Here is a 22670-nt window from a genome sequence, read left to right on the forward strand (position 1 = left end):
CGCCGATCCCCCACGGCGGCGGCCCACCGGCGTCCGGGGCGTGCCACACCGCCCCGCGCCGTGCGGCGCGGGGCCGTGGCCGGGAGCGTGTTCGAAAAGAGCCGCACGATGTCCCGGCCGTGGAGGAGACTGGTCCCATGGACGTCACCACGGATCTCACCGTCCGCCCCGCGCGCCCGGAGGAGCTGGACACCATCGGGGAGCTGACCGCCGAGGCCTACCTCGGCGACGGGCTGCTGGACTTCGGGGAGGAGGACCCGTACCTGGCGGAGCTGCGGGACGTCCGGCGGCGCTCGCTCCACGCCGAGGTGCTGGTCGCCGCCGACGAGCGCGACGGCGAGGTGCTGGGTGCCGTCGCCTTCGTCGGCGAGGGCGGTCCGTACGCCGATCTGGCCGGGCCGGGCGAGGGCGAGTTCCGGATGCTGGCGGTCCGTCGCGAGGGACGGGGGCGCGGCGCCGGCGAGGCGCTGGTCCGCGCCTGCGTGGACCGGGCGCGGGCGCGGGGGCTCGCCCGGCTGGTGCTCTCCAGCCAGGCCGGGATGGAGCCCGCGCACCGGCTCTACCGTCGCCTCGGCTTCGTCCGCACGCCCGAGCGGGACTGGGAGCCGCTGCCCGGCTTCGGCCCCCTGTGGACGTTCGCGCGGGAGCTGGGCGCGTGAGGCGCTGACGCCTCCTCACCGCCGCCTTCGGTGCGCGACGCCGAGAGACACAACATGTGGGGGTGCCGGCAGCCGGCACCCCCACATGTATGCTCGACCCGCTGTCGCAGCAGGGGAATCCGGTGGAAGTCCGGAGCTGTCCCGCAACGGTGTGCGCGGTGCCGCAGGGCGCCGCGCGAGCCCGAGTACCTGCCGACGGCGCAACGATTCGTCCGGGCCTCGTGGAATGGGCCGGGGGACGTTCCACGGTGTGCTCCGCCCGCAGCGGCGGTCGGCCCGTGTGCGCCTGCCCGCCTCCCGCGCGGCCCCGCACAGCGAGGGAGAGCACACCCCGTGACCATCGCACCCGCGGAACCCGCGTCGGCCGAGTTGTCGCGCACGCTGACGGAGCTGACGGCCGACCTGCCCGCCGTCTCACCCGCCGCGGTCGCCGAGGCGGCGCTGCGGGGGGCCCGTCGCGCCGCAGGGCAGGGCGAGCTGCACGCGCTGGCCGTGGAGGCGGCCGCCGGGCTCATCGGCGAGGAGCCGCAGCACTCCCGGCTGGCCGCCCGGCTGCTGACGCTGTCCATCCGCCGGGAGGCGGCCGAGGAGGGTGCGGTGTCCTTCTCGGCGTCCGTGGCCGCCGGACACGCGGCCGGGCTCCTCGCCGACGCCACGGCCGCCTTCGTCCGCGCCCACGCCGCCGCGCTCGACGCCCTGGTGGAGCGTGCCGTGGCCGAGGGCGCCGACGACCGGTTCGAGTACTTCGGACTGCGGACCGTCCACTCCCGCTACCTGCTGCGCCACCCCGTCAGCCGCCGCGTCCTGGAGACGCCGCAGCACTTCATGCTGCGCATCGCCTGCGGCCTGGCGGGCGAGAGCGCGCAGGCGCTCGACGAGGTCGCGGAGCTGTACCGGCTCATGAGCTCCCTGGCCTACCTGCCCTCCTCCCCCACCCTGTTCAACTCCGGCACGCGCCACCCGCAGATGTCGTCCTGCTACCTCCTGGACTCCCCCCGGGACGAGCTGGACTCGATCTACGAGCGCTACCACCAGGTCGCACGCCTCTCGAAGCACGCCGGCGGGATCGGGCTGTCGTACACGCGGGTGCGGGCCCGGGGTTCGCTGATCCGGGGCACCAACGGGCACTCGGGCGGGATCGTGCCGTTCCTGCGCACGCTGGACTCCTCGGTGGCGGCCGTCAACCAGGGCGGTCGGCGCAAGGGCGCGGCCTGCGTCTACCTGGAGACCTGGCACGCGGACGTCGAGGAGTTCCTCGAACTGCGGGACAACACCGGCGAGGAGGCCCGCCGCACCCACAACCTCAACCTGGCGCACTGGATCCCGGACGCGTTCATGCGCCGCGTGGAGGCCGACGAGGAGTGGTCGCTCTTCTCCCCGGTGGACGTGCCGCACCTGCCCGACCTGTGGGGCGAGGAGTTCGACGCCGCCTACCGCGCGGCCGAGGCCGCCGGGCTGGCGGTGCGCACCGTCCCCGCCCGGCAGCTGTACGCGCGGATGATGCGCACGCTGGCCCAGACCGGCAACGGCTGGATGACGTTCAAGGACGCCGCCAACCGGACGGCGAACCAGACCGCCCGGCCCGGCACCGTCATCCACTCCTCCAACCTCTGCACGGAGATCCTGGAGGTCACCGACGACGGCGAGACGGCCGTGTGCAACCTCGGCTCCGTCAACCTCGCCGCCCACCTGACGGCCGACGACCGCATGGACTGGGAGCGGCTGGACGCGACCGTCCGCACGGCCGTGACGTTCCTGGACCGCGTGGTCGACGTCAACTTCTACCCCACCGACGAGGCGGCCCGGTCCAACGCCCGCTGGCGTCCGGTCGGGCTCGGCCTGATGGGCCTGCAGGACGTGTTCTTCCGGATGCGGCTGCCCTTCGGCTCGCCGGAGGCCCGGGAGCTGTCCACCCGGATCTCCGAGCGCATCATGCTGGCCGCCTACGAGCGCTCCGCCGAACTGGCCGAGCGGCACGGCCCGCTGCCGGCCTGGGAGGACACCCGTGCCGCGCGCGGCGTGCTGCACCCCGACCACTACCCGGACGCCGAGCCCGCCTGGCCGCAGCGGTGGCGGGCGCTGCGCGAGCGCGTCGCCCGTACGGGTCTGCGCAACGCCCTGCTGCTGGCGATCGCGCCGACCGCCACCATCGCCTCCATCGCGGGCGTCTACGAGTGCGCGGAGCCGCAGGTGTCCAACCTGTTCAAGCGCGAGACGCTCAGCGGGGAGTTCCTCCAGGTCAACGCCTACCTGGTGGCGGACCTGAAGCGGCTGGGCCACTGGCACGAGGAGACCCGCAGGGCGCTGCGCGAGGCGAACGGCTCGGTGCGGGAGCTGCCCGGACTGCCGGAGGAACTGCGCGAGCTGTACCGCACGGCGTGGGAGATCCCCCAGCGCACGCTGATCGACATGGCGGCCGACCGCACCCCGTACCTGGACCAGAGCCAGTCCCTGAACCTGTTCCTTGCCGCCCCCACCATCGGCAAGCTCAGCTCGATGTACGCCTACGCGTGGAAGCGCGGCATCAAGACGACGTACTACCTGCGCTCCCGTCCGGCGACGCGCATCGCGCCGTCCGCCCGGGGCGCCGAGGCGACGGCCGCACCGGCCCCGGCCTCCGTCCCCACCCCCGTTCCCGTCCCCGCTCCCGCGCGGGCGTCCGACGCCGACGCCTGCTCGCTGGAGAACCCCGAGTCCTGCGAGGCCTGCCAGTGACCGCCCAGAACCTGCTCGACCCCGGCTTCGAGCTGACGCTGCGCCCCATGCGCTACCCGGACTTCTACGACCGCTACCGGGACGCGATCAAGAACACCTGGACCGTGGAGGAGGTCGATCTCCACTCCGACGTGGCCGACCTCGCGAAGCTCTCCGCCGAGGAGCAGCACCTCATCGGACGCCTGGTGGCGTTCTTCGCGACGGGTGACTCCATCGTCGCCAACAACCTCGTGCTGACCCTCTACCGGCACATCAACTCCCCCGAGGCGCGCCTCTACCTGTCGCGGCAGCTGTTCGAGGAGGCCGTGCACGTCCAGTTCTACCTGACGCTGCTGGACACCTACCTGCCCGATCCCGACGAGCGCGCCGAGGCGTTCGCGGCGGTCGAGCGCATCCCGTCGATCCGGGAGAAGGCGCGGTTCTGCTTCCGGTGGATGGAGTCGGTGGAGGACCTCGGGGAGCTGCGGACGCGGGCGGACCGCCGCCGCTTCCTGCTCAACCTGATCTGCTTCGCGGCCTGCATCGAGGGGCTGTTCTTCTACGGTGCCTTCGCCTACGTGTACTGGTTCCGCTCGCGCGGCCTGCTGCACGGCCTCGCGACCGGGACCAACTGGGTCTTCCGCGACGAGAGCTGCCACATGGACTTCGCCTTCCAGGTGGTGGACACCGTGCGGGAGGAGGAGCCCGACCTCTTCGACGAGGAGATGGCAGAACAGGTCACCGCGATGCTCCGGGAAGCCGTGGAGGCCGAGCTGCAGTTCGCCCGCGACCTGTGCGGCGACGGCCTGCCCGGCATGAACACCGAGGCGATGCGGGCGTACCTGGAGTGCGTCGCCGACCAGCGGCTCGTGCGGCTGGGGCTGCCGCCGGTGTACGGCTCCCGCAACCCGTTCTCGTTCATGGAGCTGCAGGACGTGCAGGAGCTGACGAACTTCTTCGAGCGGCGCCCCTCCGCGTACCAGGTGGCGGTGGAGGGCTCGGTGTCGTTCGACGACGACTTCTGAGCGGGCGCCGCCGCGGGCGCGTCTCATCCGTCGGTCGGTCACGTGAGCGTGCCGGGCGGGGGCTGCCTCCCCGCCCGGCACGGGCCGGTGCCGACGGTCCGCCGAGGTCAGATCCCGCAGCTGGAGGCCGACCAGAAGCGGCTGGAGCGGTGTGAGAGGTGGGTGTGGTCGTTGTGGCCGGGGTAGCCGGGGCCGAGGATGCCCCGGAAGCCGTGGTAGCGGGCCTGGCGGGCCAGCGTGCACAGGGAGTGCGAGCCGGAGCCGAGGTCGGCCGCGTCGCCGTAGAGGTGGCGGCTGTTCGACGACCCGCCGACGGCGCTGTTGCAGGCGTAGGAGCGGAAGCCGCTGGTGACGCGGATGGGCTGGTCGCCGAGCGCGTGCCGCATGGCCTCCAGTTTCCACATGGTGCGCTTGGCGTTCTCCCGCGCGGTGGACGCGCTGACGGCGCCACCGCTCCAGCTGGAGTTGCAGCGGTTCAGCTCCGCGAAGTCGAAGTGCGCGGGTGAGCAGTCGGCTTCCTGGAGGGCGTAGATCTTGCTGAACGTCTGCGAGCCGGCGACACCGTCGGCGGACAGCCCGTAGGCGGACTGGAAGCGTTTGACGGCGGCGGCCGTCGCGGGCCCGTAGGCGCCGTCGATGGCGAGCACGTTGCCGTAGCCGGGGTAGCCGGCCACGCGGATCTGGAGTTGGCGGACGTCGGAGCCCGAGTCACCCTGCCGGAGCGTGCGGTTCCACGTGTAGCAGGCGTCGGCGTGGGCCGTACCCGCCGTGGCGACGGTTCCGGTGATCGTAGCTGCTGCGAACATGACAAGTGCAAGAACGGTTCTGACCAGTCGTCTGCGCATGACTGAAGAGCGTGGCCGAGCCGGTTGTACCCGTCAACAACGACGGGGGAATGCCAATGGACGGCCCTCTGACGGCACGTCCACGCGATCCGCGGCCGGTGACCGTCGACACCGACGGTCACCGACGAGGTGGGTCGTCGCGGACCGGCCGACCCTGGACGGCCGGTCGCTCGGCCCGGCTACGGGTTCGGCACCGTCTCGTAGCGCGGAGTCGACTCGGCCATCTGCTTCAGCACGTCCTTGCGCTCCCGCTTGGAGAGCCGGTCGATGTACAGCCGCCCGTAGAGGTGGTCGGTCTCGTGCTGGAGGCACCGCGCGAAGTAGCCGGTGCCCCGCACGCGGATCGGCGCGCCGTGCACGTCCTGACCGGTCACCTCGGCGTAGTCGGGACGGGCCAGCTCGCTGTAGGCGCCCGGCACCGAAAGGCAGCCCTCCCCGCTGTCGTCGAGCCGGCGCCGCTCGGCGGGCAGCTCGACCGGCACCGGGTTGCACACCACGCCGACGTGGCGCACGCCGTCGTCATCCGGACAGTCGTAGACGAAGACCTTCAGGTCCACACCGATCTGGTTGGCGGCCAGGCCCACGCCCTCGGCGGCCCGCTGGGACGCGAACATGTCGTCCACCAGCGCGGCGAGCTCCTCGCCGAACTCCGTCACGTCCCGGCACTCACGGTGCAGCACCGGGTTGCCCACCACGGTGATCGGCCGGGCCGTGCCACGCTCGCGGTGCGCCTGCTCCCGGGCCTCGCAGTCCTCGGTGTCGACCACGAACTCCGCGTCCTCGGCGCCCGCCGGCTCCGGCCGGGTGTCCTGCTGCTGGCTCATGCCGCCGTTCGCCTTCCTCACAGCCTGCTCTTCCGCCCTACAGGGTACGGGGAGCCGGGCGTGCCACCGCCCGCACCGTCGGCTTCCCGCCAGGCCGCGCGGACGGCGTCAGCAGACCTCCTCCAGGTCCCGCCACTCGCGGGTGTCCGGGCTGTCGGCCACCCAGCTGTCCAGCAGGCCGCGCACGAGCGAGGCGGGCGCGGCCAGGCCGCACTCCCGCTCCGGGATCCACACCTGGCCGGGGCCTCCGGCCGTCATGTGGCCGAGCGGGCCGGGCTGGCCGGGCTCGCTGTGATCGTGCGGATCGTGCCGGGGAGCGGTGCCGTCGCCCTCGTCGCTCGGCATCCGCGACTCCGAGCAGGAGCGGCACAGCAGGCGCACGGACGACGACCAGTCCTCGGCGGCGAAGCCCGCGTCGGCGGCGAGCCGCTCCAGCGCCTCCCGGTCCGCCTCGGTGGCCGCCTCCAGCAGGACGACCCACGTCGGGACGGGGGAAGGCGCCCACAGCTCTATCTCGTCGAAGACCGGGAAGGCCGTGGGCCGCCCGGTGCCGTTCAGCGTGCGCTCCCCGTGCGGGACGCCGTCGTGCAGCACCACCTCGCCCCAGCGGCGTCCGGACGAGGGCAGCGGGATCGACTGCACGGCTATCCGCGCCGGGTCCAGCCGGCGGCCCCACACGACCTCCGACTCGCCCTCCGGGGAGAGCCGCAGCGCCGCGCTGCCCAACTCCATCCCCGTCGGCTCGCCGGTGGCCCCGGCGTCGGACGCGTCCGTGGGCACCTTCAGTCCGTACGCCTGCCAGGCGCGGCGGGCCAGCGGCCAGTCCTGCAGCGCGGTGGCGGCGATACCGACGTTCCACCAGTCCGGAGCACCGGCCGCCCGCTCCAGCAGGGCGACCGCCCGCAGCCCTGCGGTGCGGGCCTGCTCCCAGTCGTGCCGGAACTTGTGCAGCAGGGCGAGGTTGAACCAGGACTCGGAGAGCCACGGCTCCATGTCGGCGGCGCGCGTCAGCAGTTCGCCCGCGTCCTCGTACCGGCCGTCACCGATCAGGGTGAACGCGCGGTCGGTGGCCAGCCGCCAGTCGGTGGACGGCCGGTGCCGTGCCCTGCCGAAGATCTTCACGATGATCCCGCCTGATTCCCGCCTGTCGATGGTGGCGTCTACCGGTCGAGGGCGCCGCGTGCAGGGGCCGTGGGGAGCCCTGCGGAGCTCTGCCCCCGCATCCAACCATGCCCGCTCCCGCACGTGCTCATTACCCGACGGCCGGACCGTTCCTCACGGGTTTCGGGTCCTTACACGGTCAGCTTGCTCCAGCCGCACGCGGGGCGCGACAGGACGTGCGTCGGACGGGGAGGGCTGGGAGCGGGGTGCGGGCCGGGCGACCCGGACCCCTGCGGGGGCGGGAGGCGGCGGCCCCGGACGCGGCGCGGACGGCCGAACGGGTACGTCAGCGCAGGTGGGGACGGACGGAGGACGCCGGCCCGGCTCCACCCTCGTCGCCCGGCTCGGTGGCCGACGCGCCGTGGACGTATCCGGAGGTGTCCAGCACCGCCTGGTCCGGCACGGCGTCGCCGGCCCGGATCAGGTCGATCCGCCCCATCACCTTCGAGCGCAGATCCGTGGGGACGTCGTCGTGGCCGCAGCAGCGCTTGACGAGCTTCTTCACCGCCTGCTCCAGGCCGTACTTCTCCAGACACGGAGAGCACTCGTCGAAGTGCTCCGCCAACTTCTCGCGATCGGCGTCCGGCATTTCCTGGTCCAGGTACTCGTACAGGTGGTCCAGGACCTCTGAGCAGTCCGTCTCGTGCGGATCTCCGCAGCTCATGAGCCCGAGCCCTTCCGGTCGTGCGCTTCGTCGAACCCCCCGGAACCGGCCGTCGCCGCTGCCGCCCCCGCGGGGACGAGGCCGCGCTCGCGGGCGTAGTCCTCCAGCATCCCGCGCAGCTGACGGCGGCCGCGGTGCAGCCGGGACATCACGGTGCCGATCGGCGTACCCATGATGTCGGCGATCTCCTTGTAGGCAAAGCCCTCGACGTCCGCGAGGTAGACCGCGATGCGGAATTCCTCCGGCACGGCCTGGAGGGCCTCCTTCACGTCCGAGTCGGGCAGGTGGTCCAGCGCCTCGGACTCCGCCGAGCGCAGCCCCGTGGACATGTGCGACTCGGCACGGGCCAACTGCCAGTCCTCGATCTCCTCCGCCGCGCTGCGCTGCGGCTCCCGCTGCTTCTTGCGGTAGGAGTTGATGAAGGTGTTGGTCAGGATCCGGTACAACCACGCCTTGAGGTTCGTGCCCTCACGGAACTGGTGGAACGAGCCGTACGCCTTCGCGTACGTCTCCTGCACGAGGTCCTCGGCGTCCGCCGGGTTGCGCGTCATGCGCAGCGCGGCGGAGTACATCTGGTCGAGAAAGCCGAGGGCGTCCCGCTCGAAGCGTGCGTTGCGCTCGGCGTCGGTCTCCCGCGGTAGGCGCTCCGTACCGTCCTCGGTGCCCGTGACCGGACCCACCTCCTCCGTAGCGGCCGCGAGCCCTTCGTCGGACCCGCTCGAACCGGAGAATAGACGACGTTCCACGTCATTCGCCGCCTCAATCCTCACGGCACCGGCCAGCGCGAGCGTGGCCCAGTCCATGTCGACGGCCTGGGGACGCTGCGGGCAAGCGACTGAACCCATGGGGGCGGCTTCCTCTCCTGGTGCCTCGGTGACGTCCTGCGGTCGGGCGCCCGGCCTTCCGGCCCGGCAATCCGTCACAACAGCGCCGCCGCCGGGATCATTCCCGGCCCAGCCACCGGGTCACGGCGTCCACGATCAGCGCGGTCGCGGCGTCCTGCCCGGAGGACCCCGGCTGCCCGGCCTTCGCCCTGCGGGGCACGGCGAACCCGTGGTCGGCGGCGGGCACCTCGACGACCTCCGTCCCGGGCGGGAACTCCTCCGGCCGCCCGAACGGGTCACGCCCGCCCTGGACCACCAGGACCGGCACCCCGGCGCCCAGCAGCTCCTCCGCCCGCGACTTCTCCGGCCGACCCGGCGGATGCAGCGGGAAGGACAGCGCCACCACGCCGACCGCCCCCAGCCCCCGGGCCGTGCGACACGCCACCCGGGCCCCCGCGCTGCGGCCCCCCGCCACCACGGGCGGGCCCTCGGCGGCGAGCTCCGGCCACAGGGCCGTCCAGGCCGCGTCCAGCGTCTTCGGGGCGGGGGCCACCTTCCGGCCCGCCACCCGCCAGGGCTGCTCCACCAGGGCCACCGTCACCCCGTGGGCGGGCAGGGCCGCCGCCAGGGCCGCCAGGTCCCGGGCCTCGATGCCGCCTCCGGCACCGTGCCCGAGGGCCAGGACCCGGCGCGCCCCGGGGGCCCGGTGCCAGGTGACGCGGGCGGGCCCGGCGGGCGTCGTGATCTCGCTCACGGGGTGCTCGGGGCTTTCATCGGGTTCCTGGCCGCTCATGCCGCCATCAGACCACGGCACGCGCGGCAGGCCCGTCAGAACAGCGTCTCCTCCTCGGGAGCCTCCAGCTCCCTCACCAGTTCGGGCGAGTTGTTGCGGACGTTGCTGACCTCCGTGCTCACCGGGTAGGCGCGGTGCCGCCCCGTCGGCAGGCCGCCGAGCAGCTCCCGCAACTCGCCCTCGTCGTGACGCCCCGGGTCGAGCCAGGCGTCCCAGCGGTCCGCCGGGAGGGCGACGGGCATACGCGGGTGGATGTCCGCGAGCGAGCGCGGCCCGCCCGGCGCGGCGCCGGGCAGCTCGGCCGTCTCCGCCTCCGTGGTGATCACCGTGCACGTCACCCACCAGGCCCGGGGGTCGTCCTCCGGGCGCGTGGTGTCCTTCCAGAACTCGTAGAGCCCGGCCAGCGCCATGACCGAACCGTCCACCGGGGTGACGAAGTAGGGCTGCTTCCTCGGCCGCTTCCTGCGGCCCCTCTGCTCCAGGTCCAGCTCACCCCGGCCCGTCACCCACTCGAAGTACCCGTCGGCGGGCAGCAGGCACCGGCGGGAGGTGAACGCGCGCCGGAACGCCGCCTTCTCGTGCACCGTCTCGGCCCTGGCGTTGATCATCTTGACGCCCAGCTCGGGGGACTTCGCCCAGGACGGCACCAGCCCCCAGCGCAGGACGCGCAGTTGACGTACCGGCTCGCGACTCTCCGCACCCTTGAGCGGCCGGTCCAGGACAGCGTGCACGTCCTTGGTCGGCGCCACGTTCCAGTCCGGCGCCAGCGTCTCCTCCGGCTCCCACTTGCGCACATCGAACAGCCCGACCAGATCCTCCGGGCTCCGACTCGCCGCATACCTACCGCACATGCGTGCAAGCCTGCCACGGCGCTCCGACGGGCGGGGGCGGCGGAGGGGTCCGGCGCGGTGGGTGGGTCACGTGGTCTCGGGCGTGAGGGTGCGGGCGCTGAGGGCCAGTTCGTTGCGGAAGGTGATGTACGGGCGCACGCGGGTCGTTCCGCGCTGCGGGTGCGGCACTTCGACGGCGGGGTAGACGTCGGTCCGGCGGCGGTCGGCGGAGTCGCCGCCGATGCGGCCGAGCGGTGCCGGGGCGGCACCGGGCGCGGGCAGCAGGCGCAGGTCCCACAGGTCGTGCGCCGCGCCGCGTCGGGCCAGCGCCTCCCCGTGGGGCAGCGTCGCGGCGAAGCGGGCCCCGCCCAGTGGCCGCGCGGGCACGGTGAAGTCGTGCGCGGCGCCGAGCCGGGAGGCGGCGAGCAGGACGGCGTCGGGCCCGGGCTCGGCGCCGAACAGGCGGGCGGTGACGGCCGTCGCCCCCTCCCCCACGACGACCTGCTCCACCTCGGCGTGGGCCGGACGCAGCCACGTCCGCACGCTCAGATTGCCGTGCGCGGTGGTGTAGGGCACCCACGCGGCGACTCCCGCCTCCGTCGCCCGGGGCATGAGGGTGACCAGGGCGGCCGTCTCCACCAGTTCCGACCGCACGCGGCGCACCCGGCGCGTGCCGCTCCGCGCCACGTAGAGGTCCCAGCGGCCTTCGGCGAGCGTGTGGGCGTCCGGTTCGACGAGGGCCTCGATCCGGCCGTCCGCCGTGTCCGCGCGCGACGCGAGGGGCAGGACGATCTGCCGCCCCCCGGGGTCCGCGCGTCGGCGCAGGACGAGGTCCAGCGGCTCGGGCGGCAGACCCGCCGGGTCCAGCCGGACGACGACGCCCCCGTCGCGGGTGGCGGCGGCGCGGGCCTGCGGGGCGGGCGCCGCGCCCGGCGGCGGCTCGGGCGGCGTGCGGCGCGTGCGGCGACGCACGGTGGCGGCGGCCCGTTGCAGGCCGTCGGCCGCGCGCCGGCGCAACGGCCGGAGTTCCGTCAGCAGCCGCACGTAGCGCTCGGCGATCCGGTCGGGATCGTAGGCGCGGGCGGTGACGCGGGCGGCGGCGCCGAGGGCACGCCGCTCGGTGGCGTCGTCGATGAGCCGCAGAAGGGCCCCGGCGAACGCGTCCTCCCCGCCGGCCGGTGGGACGAGGAGGCCGTCCCGTCCGTGCGTGATGATCTCCCGGGGCCCGAAGGGGCAGTCGGTGGAGACGACGGGGACGCCGCAGCGCATGGCCTCGACGATCGTCATGCCGAAGGACTCCGCGTCGGAGGAGACGGCGGCGATGGCGCCCTTGGCCCACTCCGTCTCGATCGGCGTGACCGCGCCCATGAGCCGCACCTGGTTGTAGAGGCCCAGCTCGGTCACGAGGGCCCGCAGGCCCGCGGCCCCGGCGCCCCGCCCGTACAGCCGAAGGCTCCAGTCGGGGCGGTCGGCCGCGACCTTGGCGAAGGCCCGTACGAGCCGGTCGTAGCGCTTGACGGGGATGAGCCGGCCGGCCGCGACGACGGTGCGCGAGCCGCCGTCCGTGGGGGCCACCGGAACGGCGGGCACCGCGTTGGGGATGCACAGGATGCGGGTGCGCACGCCCGGCAGCACCGCGCGGTAGCGGGCGGCGTCGCTCTCGGAGACGGTGACGAACGCGTCGAGTCCGGCGACGGCGGTCTTCTGGTCCTCCCGCAGCTGCGGGTTGTGGAAGTCGTGGGTGAGGTGCTCCTGCCCGACGCGCACGTAGCGCGACGTCCCGTAGCGGTCGAGGTAGCCGTTCAGCACGGGTCTGGTGCCGATGACGGCGTCCGCGTCGGTCGTCCGCAGGTAGGCGGCGACGCGTTCGTCCGTCAGTCGGGTGGGGGCGAGGGGGCCGTTGCTGACGCCGCTGTCCTCCCACAGCGCGGTGGGCTCGGCGGCGTGGGGGTGTTCGCCGTCGTGGCCGGGGGCGCCCCGGCGGCACTCGATGAGCGAGCGGACCCGCACACCGGGGGCGAGGTCGAGCCGCAGCGCGTCCCGGGTGCGGTGCACGGAGACGATCTCGACGTCGTGGCCGGCGGCGGCCAGCGCACCGCCGAGGTTCACCGTGGAGCGGATCGTTCCGCCGATCCCGAAGGCGTTGTAGAGGAGGAAGGCGATCTTCACCTGGCACTCTCCTGTTCTCCGGCCTGCCCGTGGCCGGTCCGGACTGCTACCGCAAGGAGTGCTACGCCCGGGAGCGCCGAAGGTTGCTGAGGACACCGCCCGGATCTTTCTTCGAGGCCGGCCACACACGGGTGACGTGGCAAGGTGGGGCGACGGGCGGGAGCGGGAGAGGAAACCCATGGGCATCGACGACGTCACCGAGATGTGGGACCGGGTCACCGGTACCCAGCAGGCTCCGGCGGTGTGGCTGGTGATCGCCACGGGCCTGGTGGCGCTGGCCGTCGTGGGGATACGCGGCTCCTGGCGGTTCGCCCGCAACGCCGTCACGATCGCCCACGAGGGCGGCCACGCGTTGATGGCGCTGTTGACCGGACGTCAACTCCAGGGCATACGTCTGCACTCGGACACCTCGGGGCTCACCGTGTCGCGGGGGAAGCCGACGGGACTCGGCATGGTCCTCACGGCCGCGGCCGGTTACACGGCGCCGCCCCTGCTCGGGCTCGGCGGCGCGTGGCTCCTGCAGTCGGGGCGCATCACCGCACTGCTGTGGGGGACGACCGCGCTGCTCCTGGCCCTGCTGGTGATGGTCAGGAACGCCTACGGCGTCCTCAGCGTCGTCGCGACGGGGTCGGTGTTCATCCTCGTCTCCTGGCTGACGCCGGGCGAGGTGCAGGCCCTGTTCGCCTACGCCGTGGTGTGGTTCCTCCTCCTGGGCGGCGCGCGGCCGGTCTTCGAGCTCCAGGCCAGACGCCGACGGGACCGGGGACGCGTGCCGGCCGTCCCCGGTGCCGCCGGCACGGCCGGTGCCCCCGACAGCGACGCCGACCAGCTCGCCCGGCTGACCAACGTGCCGCCGCTGGGCTGGCTGCTCTTCTTCCACGCCGTCGCGCTGTGCTCCCTCGTCGGTGGCGGGAGCTGGCTGCTCGGGCTGTAGGGGGCGGCCGTCCCCGGGGCGGGCGCGGGGTGAGCGCGGGGTGAGCGCGGGGTGAGCGCGTGCGACGTCGCGCGGCGAGGGCACGCGCGCACGACCGACGCCTTGGCGCACGCACTAGAGTGAGGCCCATGACCGCCACCGCTGCTCTTTGGCCTGCGCCGTCCGCGTCCGGTGCCGTCGACGCCAACGTCACCGTGCCCGGCTCCAAGTCGGTGACCAACCGCGCACTGGTCCTGGCCTCGCTCGCCTCCGACCCGGGCTGGATCAGGCGGCCGCTGCGCTCCCGGGACACCGTCCTGATGGCCGAGGCCCTGCGCACGATGGGCGTCGGCATCGAGGAGGGCGTCGGCCCCGACGGCACCGGTGAGGCCTGGCGCATCATCCCGGCGGGCCTGCACGGCCCGGCCACCGTGGACGTCGGCAACGCCGGCACCGTCATGCGCTTCCTGCCGCCGGTGGCCGCGCTGGCCGACGGCCCCGTCCACTTCGACGGCGACCCACGCTCGCACGAGCGGCCGCTGCACGGCGTCATCGACGCGCTGCGCACCCTCGGCGCCCGGATCGACGACGACGGCCGCGGCGCCCTGCCGCTCACCGTCCACGGCGGCGGCTCGCTGACCGGCGGTCCGGTGGCGATCGACGCCTCGTCCTCCAGCCAGTTCGTGAGCGCGCTGCTGCTGTCCGGTCCCCGGTTCAACCAGGGCGTGGAGGTGCGGCACACCGGCGAGACGCTGCCGTCGATGCCCCACATCCGCATGACGGTGGACATGCTGCGGGCGGCCGGAGCGCAGGTCGACACCCCGGAGGCCGGCGGAGAGGCGGGCGTGTGGCGGGTGACTCCGGGCGCGCTGCTCGGCCGTGACCTGGTGGTCGAGCCCGACCTGTCCAACGCCCAGCCCTTCCTGGCCGCCGCTCTCGTGACCGGCGGCCGGGTCACCGTCCCGGACTGGCCCACGCAGACCACCCAGCCGGGTGACGCCCTGCGGGAGATCTTCACCTCGATGGGCGGACGGTGCGAGCTCGACGAGCGCGGGCTGACGTTCACCGGCTCCGGCGCGATCCACGGCATCGACGTCGACCTGTCCGACGTGGGCGAGCTGACGCCCGGCATCGCCGCCGTGGCGGCCCTCGCGGAGTCGGAGTCCGTGCTGCGCGGCGTCGCCCACCTGCGGCTGCACGAGACGGACCGGCTGGCCGCGCTGACCAAGGAGATCAACGGCCTCGGCGGCGACGTCACCGAGACCGCCGACGGCCTGCGCATCCGCCCGCGCCCGCTGCGGGGCGGCGTCTTCCACACCTACGACGACCACCGGCTGGCCACGGCGGGGGCGCTGCTCGGCCTGGTCGTGCCGGGCGTGGAGGTGGAGAACGTGGCCACGACGGCCAAGACCCTGCCGGACTTCCCCGGCATGTGGCGGTCCATGCTCGGCATGCCCGGCTGAGGACGGCGCCCGGCATGCGCCGCTACGGCAAGCACACCGACGAGGACGACATCCGGATCCGGCCCGGACGCCGGGGCAGCCGGCCCCGGACCCGCCTGCGGCCCAAGCACGAGGACGCGGCCGAGGGCTTCGTCCTCACCGTGGACCGGGGCCGCGTCACCACGCTCGTCGACGGCCGTACGGTCACCGCGATGAAGGCCCGCGAGCTGGGCCGCAAGGGCGTCGTGGTCGGCGACCGGGTCGCCGTGGTGGGGGACCTCTCCGGGGAGAAGGACACCCTCGCGCGCATCGTGCGGGTGGAGCCGAGGACGTCCGTGCTGCGCCGCACGGCCGACGACGACGACCCCTACGAACGCGTCGTCGTCGCCAACGCCGATCAACTGGCCATCGTCACCGCGCTCGCCGACCCCGAGCCGCGCCCCCGGCTGATCGACCGCTGCCTGGTGGCGGCCTTCGACGCCGGCCTCGACCCGCTGCTCGTCCTCACCAAGGCCGACCTCGCGCCCGCCGAGGAGTTGCTGGCCGCCTACGCCCCGCTGGGGGTACGCGCGGTGGCCGCCCGGCACGACGAGCCCGTCGCGGCGGTGCGGCACCTGCTCGACGGCCGGGTGACGGCGTTCGTGGGCCATTCCGGCGTCGGCAAGACGACTCTGGTCAACGCCCTCGTACCGGAGCGCAGCCGGGCCACCGGGCACGTCAACGCGGTCACCGGACGCGGCCGCCACACGACGACGTCGGCGCTGGCGCTGCCCCTTCCGGACGGCGGGGGCTGGGTCATCGACACCCCCGGCGTGCGGTCCTTCGGGCTGCACCACGTGGACCCGTCCCGCGTCATCCACGCCTTCCCCGACCTGGAACCGGGCACCGAGGGGTGCCCCCGGGCGTGCAGCCACGACGAGCCGGACTGCGCGTTGGACGCCTGGGTCACCGAGGGCCACGCCGAACCGGCGCGGCTGTACTCCCTGCGCCGACTGCTGGCCGCCCGGGAACGCCGCGAGGGCGACTAGGGATCGTCGAGGCGCGCGGGAGAGGCGGGCGGGGGAACGGCCCGGGTGCTGGCCCCTCCGGGCGGAGTCCCGGTGGGGGCCTCATGGCCGACGGGTCGGCGGGCCCGCGTCCGGGGCCGGTAGGCCCCCTCGGACGGAGGAGCCCGAGAGCAGCGCCGAGACGACGGCGGCGACGCGGGCCGGTGCGTCCGGTTCGGTCGGCGGTACGACGACGTAGGAGAGGGCCAGCCGCAGCCCCGCCTCGCAGGCGCGGCGCAGCTCGGCACCCCCTTCACCGCTCAGGGCGTCGAGGATGCCGGCGGCCAGCCGCTCGACCACCTGCGCGGGCGGGACCTCGGGGAGGGGCAACCGCGAGTTCCAGAAGCCGGTGAGCGCGGCGCGTACCAGCGGTTCCTCCCGCGCCCGGCAGAGGATCCACACGGCGGCGGCGGCGCAGCACACGGCCGGGTCGCCGCCGCTGCGCCGGGCGGCGGTGACGGCGTCGGCGGCGCCCGTCACGAAGCCGTCGACCTGGCGGGCCACGAGGGCGGCACCGAGGCCCTCCTTGGTGCGGAACTCGTTGTAGAGGGTCTGCCGGGAGACGCCGGCCGCCGCCGCGACCTCGACCATGCGCACGGTCGCCCAGGGCTGCGCCGCCAGGGCCGACTGGGCGGCGATCAGCAAGGACTCACGGGCGCTCGGCATGATCCCCTCCCCTGGCCGCGCGTCGGATGTGCGGCACAGGATCATGGCGGGGCCGGGGCAAGTCAAGACATCGGAAGGGTGACGTCCGTTCACCGTGCCCGCTCGCGACACGGGCACGCGCCCGGACGGACGGCCCATGTGGCCGGGCCACCGCCCACTGGATACTGTTCGATCATGCCGGACTATCACGATGATCTGCGTCTCGCCCACGTCCTGGCCGACGCCGCCGACGCCGCCACCATGGAGCGGTTCAAGGCGCTGGACCTCAAGGTCGAGACGAAACCGGACATGACGCCGGTCAGCGAGGCGGACAAGGCCGCCGAGGAACTGGTGCGCTCCTCGCTGCAGCGGGCCAGGCCCCGGGACGCCGTGCTCGGCGAGGAGTTCGGCACCGAGGGTTCCGGCCCCCGGCGGTGGGTCATCGACCCGATCGACGGCACGAAGAACTACGTGCGGGGCGTGCCGGTGTGGGCCACGCTCATCGCGCTGATGGAACGCGGTGAGGGCGGCGACCGGCCGGTCGTGGGCGTCGTGTCCGCCCCGGCGCTGCATCGCCGCTGGTGGGCGGCGCTCGGCAGCGGGGCGTACACCGGCCGCAGCCTCTCGTCGGCCTCGCGGATGCAGGTCTCCCGGGTGGCCCGGCTGCGGGACGCCTCGTTCGCTTACTCCTCGCTCTCCGGCTGGGAGGAGCGCGGTCGGCTGGGCGGGTTCCTCGACCTGACCCGCACCGTGTGGCGCACCCGCGCCTACGGCGACTTCTGGCCGTACATGATGGTCGCCGAGGGCTCGGTGGACCTGTGCGCCGAGCCCGAGCTGTCCCTGTGGGACATGGCCGCGAACGCGATCATCGTGCAGGAGGCGGGAGGCACGTTCACCGGGCTCGACGGCCGACCCGGTCCGCACAGCGGTGACGCGGCGGCCTCCAACGGCCTCCTCCACCAGGAGATGCTGGCCTATCTCGGGGGGCGCACCGCCCGTTGACGTGTCGGAGGGTCCGGGTGGCCGGATTCTCGTCGGAACGGGCGTCAGACGGGCTCGCACGCGGTCTTGTTGGGCGCCGGGGAGCGTGTGACTATGAAGACTCACCCGCTTGTGAGCTTGTGAATCCGTTCTCGTGCCGACAGGACGGCTCCCGGCTCCGCCAAGGAGGTGGCACGACGACCATGCCCATCCTCGTCCGCGACGCCATGACGACCCTGGTCCTCACCATCGGGCCCACCCACACCCTGCGCCAGGCGGCCTGCCTGATGGCGGGGCGCCGGGTGGGCGCAGCGGTGGTGTTCGACACCGACACCAGCGGGCTCGGCATCCTCACCGAGCGCGACGTCCTCAACTCCGTGGGCTGCGGCCAGGACCCCGACCGGGAGACCGCGCACGCCCACACCACGACCGCCGTGGTGTTCGCCTCACCGGACTGGACGCTGGAGGAGGCCGCAGGAGCGATGACCCGCGGCGGCTTCCGCCACCTGATCGTGCTCGACGACCGAGAACCGGTCGGCATCGTCTCCGTTCGCGACATCGTCCGCTGCTGGACCCTGGCGAGCGGCGCCGCACCGGATCCTGCCCGGCCCGGCGCCGTCGCCGTGTGAGCGCGGTCGAACGCGCCGGAGGGGCCGGAACACCGCACTGAGTGGCGGGTCCGGCCCCTCCGGCCTGGCGGCGGCGGTGACCCGCCGCGCAGGGCCTGGACCGCGGCGGACGACCGCTCGCCGCGGTCAGTGGCGTGGCGCGTCAGCCACGCAGCGCCCCGACGGCCGCCTCCAGACGCTTGCCGTAGTCCTCGTCGGCCCGGCGGAAGTTCTCGATGGCGCGCTGCGCGATGTCGTCGCGCGAGACCTGGGCGATGAAGCCGGCCAGGTTGCCGATCAGGCGCTCCTTCTCGTCCTCCGACATCAGCCGGTACAGGTTGCCCGCCTGGACGAAGTCGTCGTCCTCGGCGTGCGCCGGCGCCTCGTGCTCGCCGGTGACCCCCGAGACGGGCAGCGGCTCCCACAGCGGGCGGCCGGTCTCGAAGGGACCGCCGAAGCTGTTCGGCTCGTAGTTCTTCGCCCGGCCGTGCCGGCCGTCGTACATGACGCCGTCGCGCCCGTGGCTGCGGGCCTCGCCGGCCTTAGGGCGGTTGACCGGCAGGTGGTCGGCGTTGATGCCGACGCGGTAGCGGTGCGCGTCGCCGTAGGCGAACAGGCGCCCCTGGAGCATCTTGTCCGGGGAGGGGCCGATACCGGGCACGAAGTGGTGCGGGGAGAAGATCGACTGCTCGACCTCGGCGAAGATGTTCTCCGGGTTGCGGTTGAGCTCCAGCTTGCCGATCTCGACGCAGGGGTAGTCGGCGTGCGGCCACACCTTCGTCAGGTCGAACGGGTTGAAGCGGTAGGAGGCGGCCTCGGCCGCCGGCATGATCTGGACGGAGACCGTCCAGCTCGGGTAGTCGCCTCGCTCGATCGACTCCCGCAGGTCACGCTGGTGGCTGTCCGGGTCCTTGCCCGCGAGGACGTCGGCCTCGTCCTGGGTCAGGCACTCGATGCCCTGGTCGGTCTTGAAGTGGTACTTGACCCAGAAGACCTCGCCGGCCTCGTTGGTCCACTGGAAGGTGTGGGAGCCGAAGCCGTCCATGTGGCGGTAGGAGGCGGGGATGCCCCGGTCACCGAAGAGCCAGGTCACCTGGTGCGTGGACTCCGGCGACAGGCCCCAGAAGTCCCAGACGTTGTCCGCCTCCTGCGAGCCCGTGTACGGGTCGCGCTTCTGGGTGTGGATGAAGTCGGGGAACTTGATGGCGTCCTTGATGAAGAACACCGGGGTGTTGTTGCCGACGAGGTCGTAGTTGCCCTCTTCGGTGTAGAACTTCAGCGCGAAGCCGCGCGGGTCCCGGACGGCGTCGGCCGCGCCGAGGTTCCCGGCCACCGTCGAGAAGCGCAGGAAGACCTCGGTCTGCTTGCCGATCTCGGAGAGGAACGCCGCCCGGGTGTAGGGGGTCACGTCGGCGGTCACGGTGAAGGTGCCGTAGGCACCGGCGCCCCGCGCGTGCACGATCCGCTCCGGGATCCGCTCGCGGTTGAAGTGGGCCAGCTTCTCCAGGAGGAGCTGGTCCTGCACCAGGACGGGACCGCCCACGCCCGCCGTCTGGCTGTTCTGGTTGTCCGCGACGGGAGCACCGGCCTCCGTGGTCAGCGGACCGGTCGTCTCGCTCTGAGCAGTCACTCTCACGCCTCCTGCGTCTGTCCTGTCCCTTGGCTGTCGCCGACGCCGAGCCTACATTAGACTCAATCCAAGTCAAGATGAATATGAAACTCGTACAGTGTCCGACCAGGCGGGAGCCACTGTTAAGCTGGCCCCACCTGAACGATGGGTGGAATCGATGAGTGACCTTCTGGACCGACTGCGCGATCGCGGCTGGCGGCTCACCGCGCAACGGCGCGTCGTCGCCGAGGTCCTCGACGGTGACCACGTGCACTACACCGCCGACGAGGTGCACGCCCGCGCCGCCGAGAAGCTTCCTGAGATCGCTCGCGCGACGGTCTACAACACCCTGAGCGAACTCGTGGCGCTCGGCGAGGTGATCGAGGTCAGCACGGACGGGCGGGCCAAGCGCTACGACCCGAACGCCCACCACACCCATCAGCACCTGGTGTGCTCCCGCTGCGGCACCATCCGCGACGTGCACCCGGCCTCGGATCCGCTGGGCTCCCTCCCCGAGAGCGAGCGCTACGGGTTCAGCATCTCCGAGGCGTCCGTGATCTACCGGGGTGTGTGCCCCACCTGCGCCACCGCGGCGTAACGCCCCTCGGCGAGCGGAGCACCGGGCACCTCCGTCGGGCCGGAGACCCTCACCCGACGCCGCCGCACACCACCCCGTGCGCCGGAGCCCCGGGCCAGGCGTGGAAAAAGCCGGTGGCCCGGAACCTTGCGGTTCCGGGCCACCGGCTTGCAGTAGCGGGGACAGGATTTGAACCTGCGACCTCTGGGTTATGAGCCCAGCGAGCTACCGAGCTGCTCCACCCCGCGTCGTTGTGGTCCTCACTCTAGCCGTGGGGTGACGACCAGCGCAAATCAAGACGACGGCGGGGTTCGGCTCACGCGGACAGCTCGGAGTGCAGGGCGTCGCTGAGCCGGGCGGCGCGCTCCGCCACAGCGGCCGGGCCCAGCTCGACCGCACGGGCGCACCAGCGTCGGCTCTCGGCCAGCTCGTTGCGCCGGGCCGTGAGCAGCGCCAGCTGCAACGCCGCCCGGCCGTGGCCGGCCTCCGCCGCACGGGCCCACCACAACGCCGCCTCGGGCTCGGCACCCTCGCGCACCAGCAGCAGTCCCAGGTTGAAGGCACCGCTGGAGCTGCCCTCCTCCGCCGCCGTGCGGTACCAGCGCGCGGCCTCCACGACGTCGCCGCGCGCGGCCGCACACAGGCCGACCCGCACCTGCGCCCGACGGTGACCGGCCCCGGCCGCGTCGGCGTACCACCGCTCGTACTCCGGCACACCCTCCTGCGGCGGCCCGCCCGCGCTGCGGTGCTCCAGCAGCGAGGCCAACCGGAACGCCCCCTCCACGCTGCCGCCCTCCGCCGCACGACGCAGCACGTGCTCGGCCGCGTTCTCGTCGCCCTCGCGCAGGAGCGAGCCGCCGACCTGCAGCGCGGCCTCCGCGTGCCCCGCCTCGGCCGCCTGCCGGTACCACCGCATGGCCTCGTCCAGCGCCCCGCGACCGGAGTGCAGGATGCCCAGGTTGAAGGCGGCGTCCACGCTGCCCCCCTCGGCGGCCTTGGAGAACCACGGCTCCGCACCGTCGGTGTCGCCCCGCTGGAGGAGGAGCACGGCCAGGGCGTTGGCCGCCTCGGTGTGCCCGGCGTAGGCCGCCTTGCGGTACCACTGCTCAGCCTGCGCCTCGCGGCCCTGGCCGGCGCAGAGCAGGCCGAGGTTGAAGGCACCGTTGATGTCACCGGCCTCCAGGGCCGCCACGTACCAGCGCTCCGCCTCCGGCCGCTGACCCCGTTCGGCGTGGAGAGCACCGAGAGCATTGGCGGCGTTTCCGTCACCCTCGCGGGCGGCACGGCGCCACCATTCCTCCGCGGCCTCCTCGTTGCCCGCGTCACGGAGCAGGAAGCCGAGCGCACACGCCGCGCCGGGCTCCCCCTCACCGGCGGCGATCAGGTACCAGCGTCCTGCCTCCCGGGTGTCGCCCCGCTCCTCCAGGAGCACGCCGAGGTGCAGCGCGGCACCGCTGTGACCCCGTGAGGCGGCCTGCCGGAACCACGGTTCGGCCGTCTGCGCGCCCCTGTCGGAGTCGGTCAGCAGGTGCAGTGCGACCCGGTGGGCGGCCTCGCGGTGGCCGCCTTCGGCGGCGGCCCTGAACCAGGCCTCGGCACCGTCCTCGCCACGGTGGTCGAGCAGGTCGGCCAGGGCGTAGGCGCCCAGCGTGTGCCCGGCCTCGGCCGACTGCCGCAGCCAGTAGCACGCGGCGGACTCGTCACCGCGCTCGCGGTGGTACCTGCCCAGGGCGTGAGCGGCGGCGGCGGATCCGGCCACGGCCGCGCTGCGCCAGCACGCGGCGGCATCCTCGGCGCGACCACGCTGGTGCAGCAGGACGCCCAGGTTGTTCACGGCCGCCCGGTCCCCCGCCGCGGCGGCAGCCCTCAGGTGCGGCTCGGCCTCGTCGAGCTCTCCCCGCCGCAGCAGGTCCGCGCCGAGCGCGCTCAGCGCCGGCACACCGTGGACCGGTGAGGACGTCGCTCGCGCCGCTGCCACGGATGCGACGGCGAGGACGTTCCGGGCGTCATCGACCTCGGCGACATGTGGGGCGTCCCGGCGCTCCGCGCCGTCAAGCCTCGTCATCTCCCCCATAACGTCCATCGTCGCACCACCTGCAACCCGGGTACATCTGATATGCCGCAACCCGAGAGGTCGCTTCGGCGTTTTGTCGACTTCCCGATATGACGAGAGTTCAAACTCCTTCGTGCGAGGAAGAGTTGGCGCTCCTCATTGACTCGGAACAGCGGAAGGGCCCGGAGTCGATGACTCCGGGCCCTTCCGTGCAGTAGCGGGGACAGGATTTGAACCTGCGACCTCTGGGTTATGAGCCCAGCGAGCTACCGAGCTGCTCCACCCCGCGCCGTTGTGTAGACCACACT

20 protein-coding genes, 2 tRNA genes and 1 riboswitch are annotated in these 22670 nt (G+C 73.4%); of the genes, 9 read left to right on the plus strand and 13 right to left on the minus strand.

What is annotated here, in order from left to right:
* Positions 1-137: 137 nt before the first annotated feature.
* From IF129_RS19535 to IF129_RS19545, 3 genes are all read left to right on the plus strand, one after another.
* The gene (locus IF129_RS19535) at positions 138-659 is read left to right on the plus strand and encodes a GNAT family N-acetyltransferase (protein ID WP_191211020.1); all 522 of its coding nucleotides are present in this window, start codon (positions 138-140) and stop codon (positions 657-659) included.
* A 49-nt stretch (positions 660-708) separates the two neighbouring features.
* A riboswitch (cobalamin riboswitch) is annotated at positions 709-870 on the plus strand.
* A 122-nt stretch (positions 871-992) separates the two neighbouring features.
* Positions 993-3374: a ribonucleoside-diphosphate reductase subunit alpha gene (locus IF129_RS19540; RefSeq protein WP_191211021.1), complete on the plus strand. Its 2382-nt coding sequence runs from the start codon at positions 993-995 to the stop codon at positions 3372-3374.
* A 47-nt stretch (positions 3375-3421) separates the two neighbouring features.
* Positions 3422-4378 carry a ribonucleotide-diphosphate reductase subunit beta gene (locus tag IF129_RS19545; protein ID WP_224755278.1) on the plus strand — a complete coding sequence of 319 codons (957 nt, stop codon included), beginning with the start codon at positions 3422-3424 and terminating at the stop codon, positions 4376-4378.
* Positions 4379-4485: 107 nt separating this feature from the next.
* On the opposite strand, the gene IF129_RS19550 is transcribed toward IF129_RS19545, so the two are convergent.
* From IF129_RS19550 to IF129_RS19585, 8 genes are all read right to left on the minus strand, one after another.
* Positions 4486-5223 (minus strand): D-Ala-D-Ala carboxypeptidase family metallohydrolase, encoded by a 738-nt coding sequence (locus IF129_RS19550; protein ID WP_191211022.1) that lies wholly within the window; start codon positions 5221-5223, stop codon positions 4486-4488.
* Between the two features lie 179 nt (positions 5224-5402).
* Entirely contained in the window at positions 5403-6047 is a 645-nt protein-coding gene (gene def, locus IF129_RS19555; protein WP_191211023.1) for a peptide deformylase, read from the minus strand.
* Positions 6048-6155: 108 nt separating this feature from the next.
* Positions 6156-7169 (minus strand): tetratricopeptide repeat protein, encoded by a 1014-nt coding sequence (locus IF129_RS19560; protein WP_191211024.1) that lies wholly within the window; start codon positions 7167-7169, stop codon positions 6156-6158.
* A gap of 325 nt (positions 7170-7494) precedes the next feature.
* Entirely contained in the window at positions 7495-7872 is a 378-nt protein-coding gene (gene rsrA / locus IF129_RS19565) for a mycothiol system anti-sigma-R factor (RefSeq protein WP_191211025.1), read from the minus strand.
* A complete protein-coding gene (locus tag IF129_RS19570; protein WP_381479817.1) occupies positions 7869-8552 on the minus strand; it encodes a sigma-70 family RNA polymerase sigma factor in 684 nt (227 codons plus the stop codon). Before IF129_RS19570 ends, rsrA begins: the two co-directional genes overlap by 4 nt.
* Before the next feature lie 262 nt (positions 8553-8814).
* The gene (locus tag IF129_RS19575) at positions 8815-9489 is read right to left on the minus strand and encodes an alpha/beta hydrolase family protein (protein WP_191211027.1); all 675 of its coding nucleotides are present in this window, start codon (positions 9487-9489) and stop codon (positions 8815-8817) included.
* A 35-nt stretch (positions 9490-9524) separates the two neighbouring features.
* Positions 9525-10340 (minus strand): SOS response-associated peptidase, encoded by an 816-nt coding sequence (locus IF129_RS19580; protein WP_191211028.1) that lies wholly within the window; start codon positions 10338-10340, stop codon positions 9525-9527.
* Positions 10341-10406: 66 nt separating this feature from the next.
* On the minus strand, positions 10407-12488 hold the full coding sequence (locus tag IF129_RS19585) for a glycosyltransferase (protein ID WP_191211029.1): 2082 nt from the start codon (positions 12486-12488) through the stop codon (positions 10407-10409).
* A gap of 178 nt (positions 12489-12666) precedes the next feature.
* Between IF129_RS19585 and IF129_RS19590 the strand changes: the two genes are divergently transcribed.
* The 3 genes from IF129_RS19590 to rsgA all read left to right on the plus strand — a co-directional run bounded on the left by IF129_RS19590 (position 12667) and on the right by rsgA (position 15871).
* Entirely contained in the window at positions 12667-13422 is a 756-nt protein-coding gene (locus tag IF129_RS19590) for a M50 family metallopeptidase (RefSeq protein ID WP_191211030.1), read from the plus strand.
* Between the two features lie 128 nt (positions 13423-13550).
* Positions 13551-14864, plus strand: a complete 1314-nt coding sequence (aroA, locus tag IF129_RS19595) for a 3-phosphoshikimate 1-carboxyvinyltransferase (RefSeq protein WP_191211031.1) — start codon at positions 13551-13553, stop codon at positions 14862-14864.
* Positions 14865-14878: 14 nt separating this feature from the next.
* Positions 14879-15871 carry a ribosome small subunit-dependent GTPase A gene (rsgA, locus tag IF129_RS19600; RefSeq protein ID WP_191211032.1) on the plus strand — a complete coding sequence of 331 codons (993 nt, stop codon included), beginning with the start codon at positions 14879-14881 and terminating at the stop codon, positions 15869-15871.
* Between the two features lie 81 nt (positions 15872-15952).
* Here the strand turns inward: rsgA and IF129_RS19605 are convergent, their stop codons facing one another.
* A complete protein-coding gene (locus IF129_RS19605) occupies positions 15953-16555 on the minus strand; it encodes a TetR/AcrR family transcriptional regulator (protein ID WP_191211033.1) in 603 nt (200 codons plus the stop codon).
* Between the two features lie 174 nt (positions 16556-16729).
* Between IF129_RS19605 and hisN the strand changes: the two genes are divergently transcribed.
* Both hisN and IF129_RS19615 read left to right on the plus strand, forming a co-directional pair.
* Entirely contained in the window at positions 16730-17536 is an 807-nt protein-coding gene (gene hisN, locus IF129_RS19610; protein ID WP_191211034.1) for a histidinol-phosphatase, read from the plus strand.
* Positions 17537-17724: 188 nt separating this feature from the next.
* On the plus strand, positions 17725-18144 hold the full coding sequence (locus IF129_RS19615; RefSeq protein ID WP_191211103.1) for a CBS domain-containing protein: 420 nt from the start codon (positions 17725-17727) through the stop codon (positions 18142-18144).
* A 142-nt stretch (positions 18145-18286) separates the two neighbouring features.
* On the opposite strand, the gene IF129_RS19620 is transcribed toward IF129_RS19615, so the two are convergent.
* Positions 18287-19753 carry a catalase gene (locus IF129_RS19620; RefSeq protein WP_191211035.1) on the minus strand — a complete coding sequence of 489 codons (1467 nt, stop codon included), beginning with the start codon at positions 19751-19753 and terminating at the stop codon, positions 18287-18289.
* A 157-nt stretch (positions 19754-19910) separates the two neighbouring features.
* Between IF129_RS19620 and IF129_RS19625 the strand changes: the two genes are divergently transcribed.
* The gene (locus IF129_RS19625) at positions 19911-20330 is read left to right on the plus strand and encodes a Fur family transcriptional regulator (RefSeq protein ID WP_191211036.1); all 420 of its coding nucleotides are present in this window, start codon (positions 19911-19913) and stop codon (positions 20328-20330) included.
* A 153-nt stretch (positions 20331-20483) separates the two neighbouring features.
* On the opposite strand, the gene IF129_RS19630 is transcribed toward IF129_RS19625, so the two are convergent.
* The 3 genes from IF129_RS19630 to IF129_RS19640 all read right to left on the minus strand — a co-directional run bounded on the left by IF129_RS19630 (position 20484) and on the right by IF129_RS19640 (position 22651).
* Positions 20484-20557, minus strand: a tRNA-Met gene (locus IF129_RS19630).
* Between the two features lie 68 nt (positions 20558-20625).
* Entirely contained in the window at positions 20626-22383 is a 1758-nt protein-coding gene (locus tag IF129_RS19635) for a tetratricopeptide repeat protein (RefSeq protein ID WP_381479764.1), read from the minus strand.
* 194 nt (positions 22384-22577) lie between these two features.
* Positions 22578-22651: transfer RNA gene (locus IF129_RS19640), tRNA-Met, on the minus strand.
* Between the last annotated feature and the right edge of the window lie 19 nt (positions 22652-22670).

This window comes from Streptomyces chumphonensis (assembly GCF_014779715.1).
Taxonomy (GTDB): domain Bacteria; phylum Actinomycetota; class Actinomycetes; order Streptomycetales; family Streptomycetaceae; genus Streptomyces; species Streptomyces chumphonensis.

What these genes read in the sequence shown, in the direction of transcription:
- IF129_RS19535 (WP_191211020.1), top strand. Translation starts at nt 138, where the DNA reads ATGGACGTCACCACGGATCTCACCGTCCGCCCCGCGCGCCCGGAGGAG.
- IF129_RS19545 (WP_224755278.1), top strand. Translation starts at nt 3,422, where the DNA reads ATGCGCTACCCGGACTTCTACGACCGCTACCGGGACGCGATCAAGAAC.
- IF129_RS19550 (WP_191211022.1), bottom strand. Translation starts at nt 5,223, where the DNA reads ATGCGCAGACGACTGGTCAGAACCGTTCTTGCACTTGTCATGTTCGCA.
- def (WP_191211023.1), bottom strand. Translation starts at nt 6,047, where the DNA reads ATGAGCCAGCAGCAGGACACCCGGCCGGAGCCGGCGGGCGCCGAGGAC.
- rsrA (WP_191211025.1), bottom strand. Translation starts at nt 7,872, where the DNA reads ATGAGCTGCGGAGATCCGCACGAGACGGACTGCTCAGAGGTCCTGGAC.
- IF129_RS19575 (WP_191211027.1), bottom strand. Translation starts at nt 9,489, where the DNA reads ATGAGCGGCCAGGAACCCGATGAAAGCCCCGAGCACCCCGTGAGCGAG.
- IF129_RS19580 (WP_191211028.1), bottom strand. Translation starts at nt 10,340, where the DNA reads ATGTGCGGTAGGTATGCGGCGAGTCGGAGCCCGGAGGATCTGGTCGGG.
- IF129_RS19590 (WP_191211030.1), top strand. Translation starts at nt 12,667, where the DNA reads ATGGGCATCGACGACGTCACCGAGATGTGGGACCGGGTCACCGGTACC.
- aroA (WP_191211031.1), top strand. Translation starts at nt 13,551, where the DNA reads ATGACCGCCACCGCTGCTCTTTGGCCTGCGCCGTCCGCGTCCGGTGCC.
- rsgA (WP_191211032.1), top strand. Translation starts at nt 14,879, where the DNA reads ATGCGCCGCTACGGCAAGCACACCGACGAGGACGACATCCGGATCCGG.
- IF129_RS19605 (WP_191211033.1), bottom strand. Translation starts at nt 16,555, where the DNA reads ATGCCGAGCGCCCGTGAGTCCTTGCTGATCGCCGCCCAGTCGGCCCTG.
- hisN (WP_191211034.1), top strand. Translation starts at nt 16,730, where the DNA reads ATGCCGGACTATCACGATGATCTGCGTCTCGCCCACGTCCTGGCCGAC.
- IF129_RS19625 (WP_191211036.1), top strand. Translation starts at nt 19,911, where the DNA reads ATGAGTGACCTTCTGGACCGACTGCGCGATCGCGGCTGGCGGCTCACC.
- IF129_RS19635 (WP_381479764.1), bottom strand. Translation starts at nt 22,383, where the DNA reads ATGGGGGAGATGACGAGGCTTGACGGCGCGGAGCGCCGGGACGCCCCA.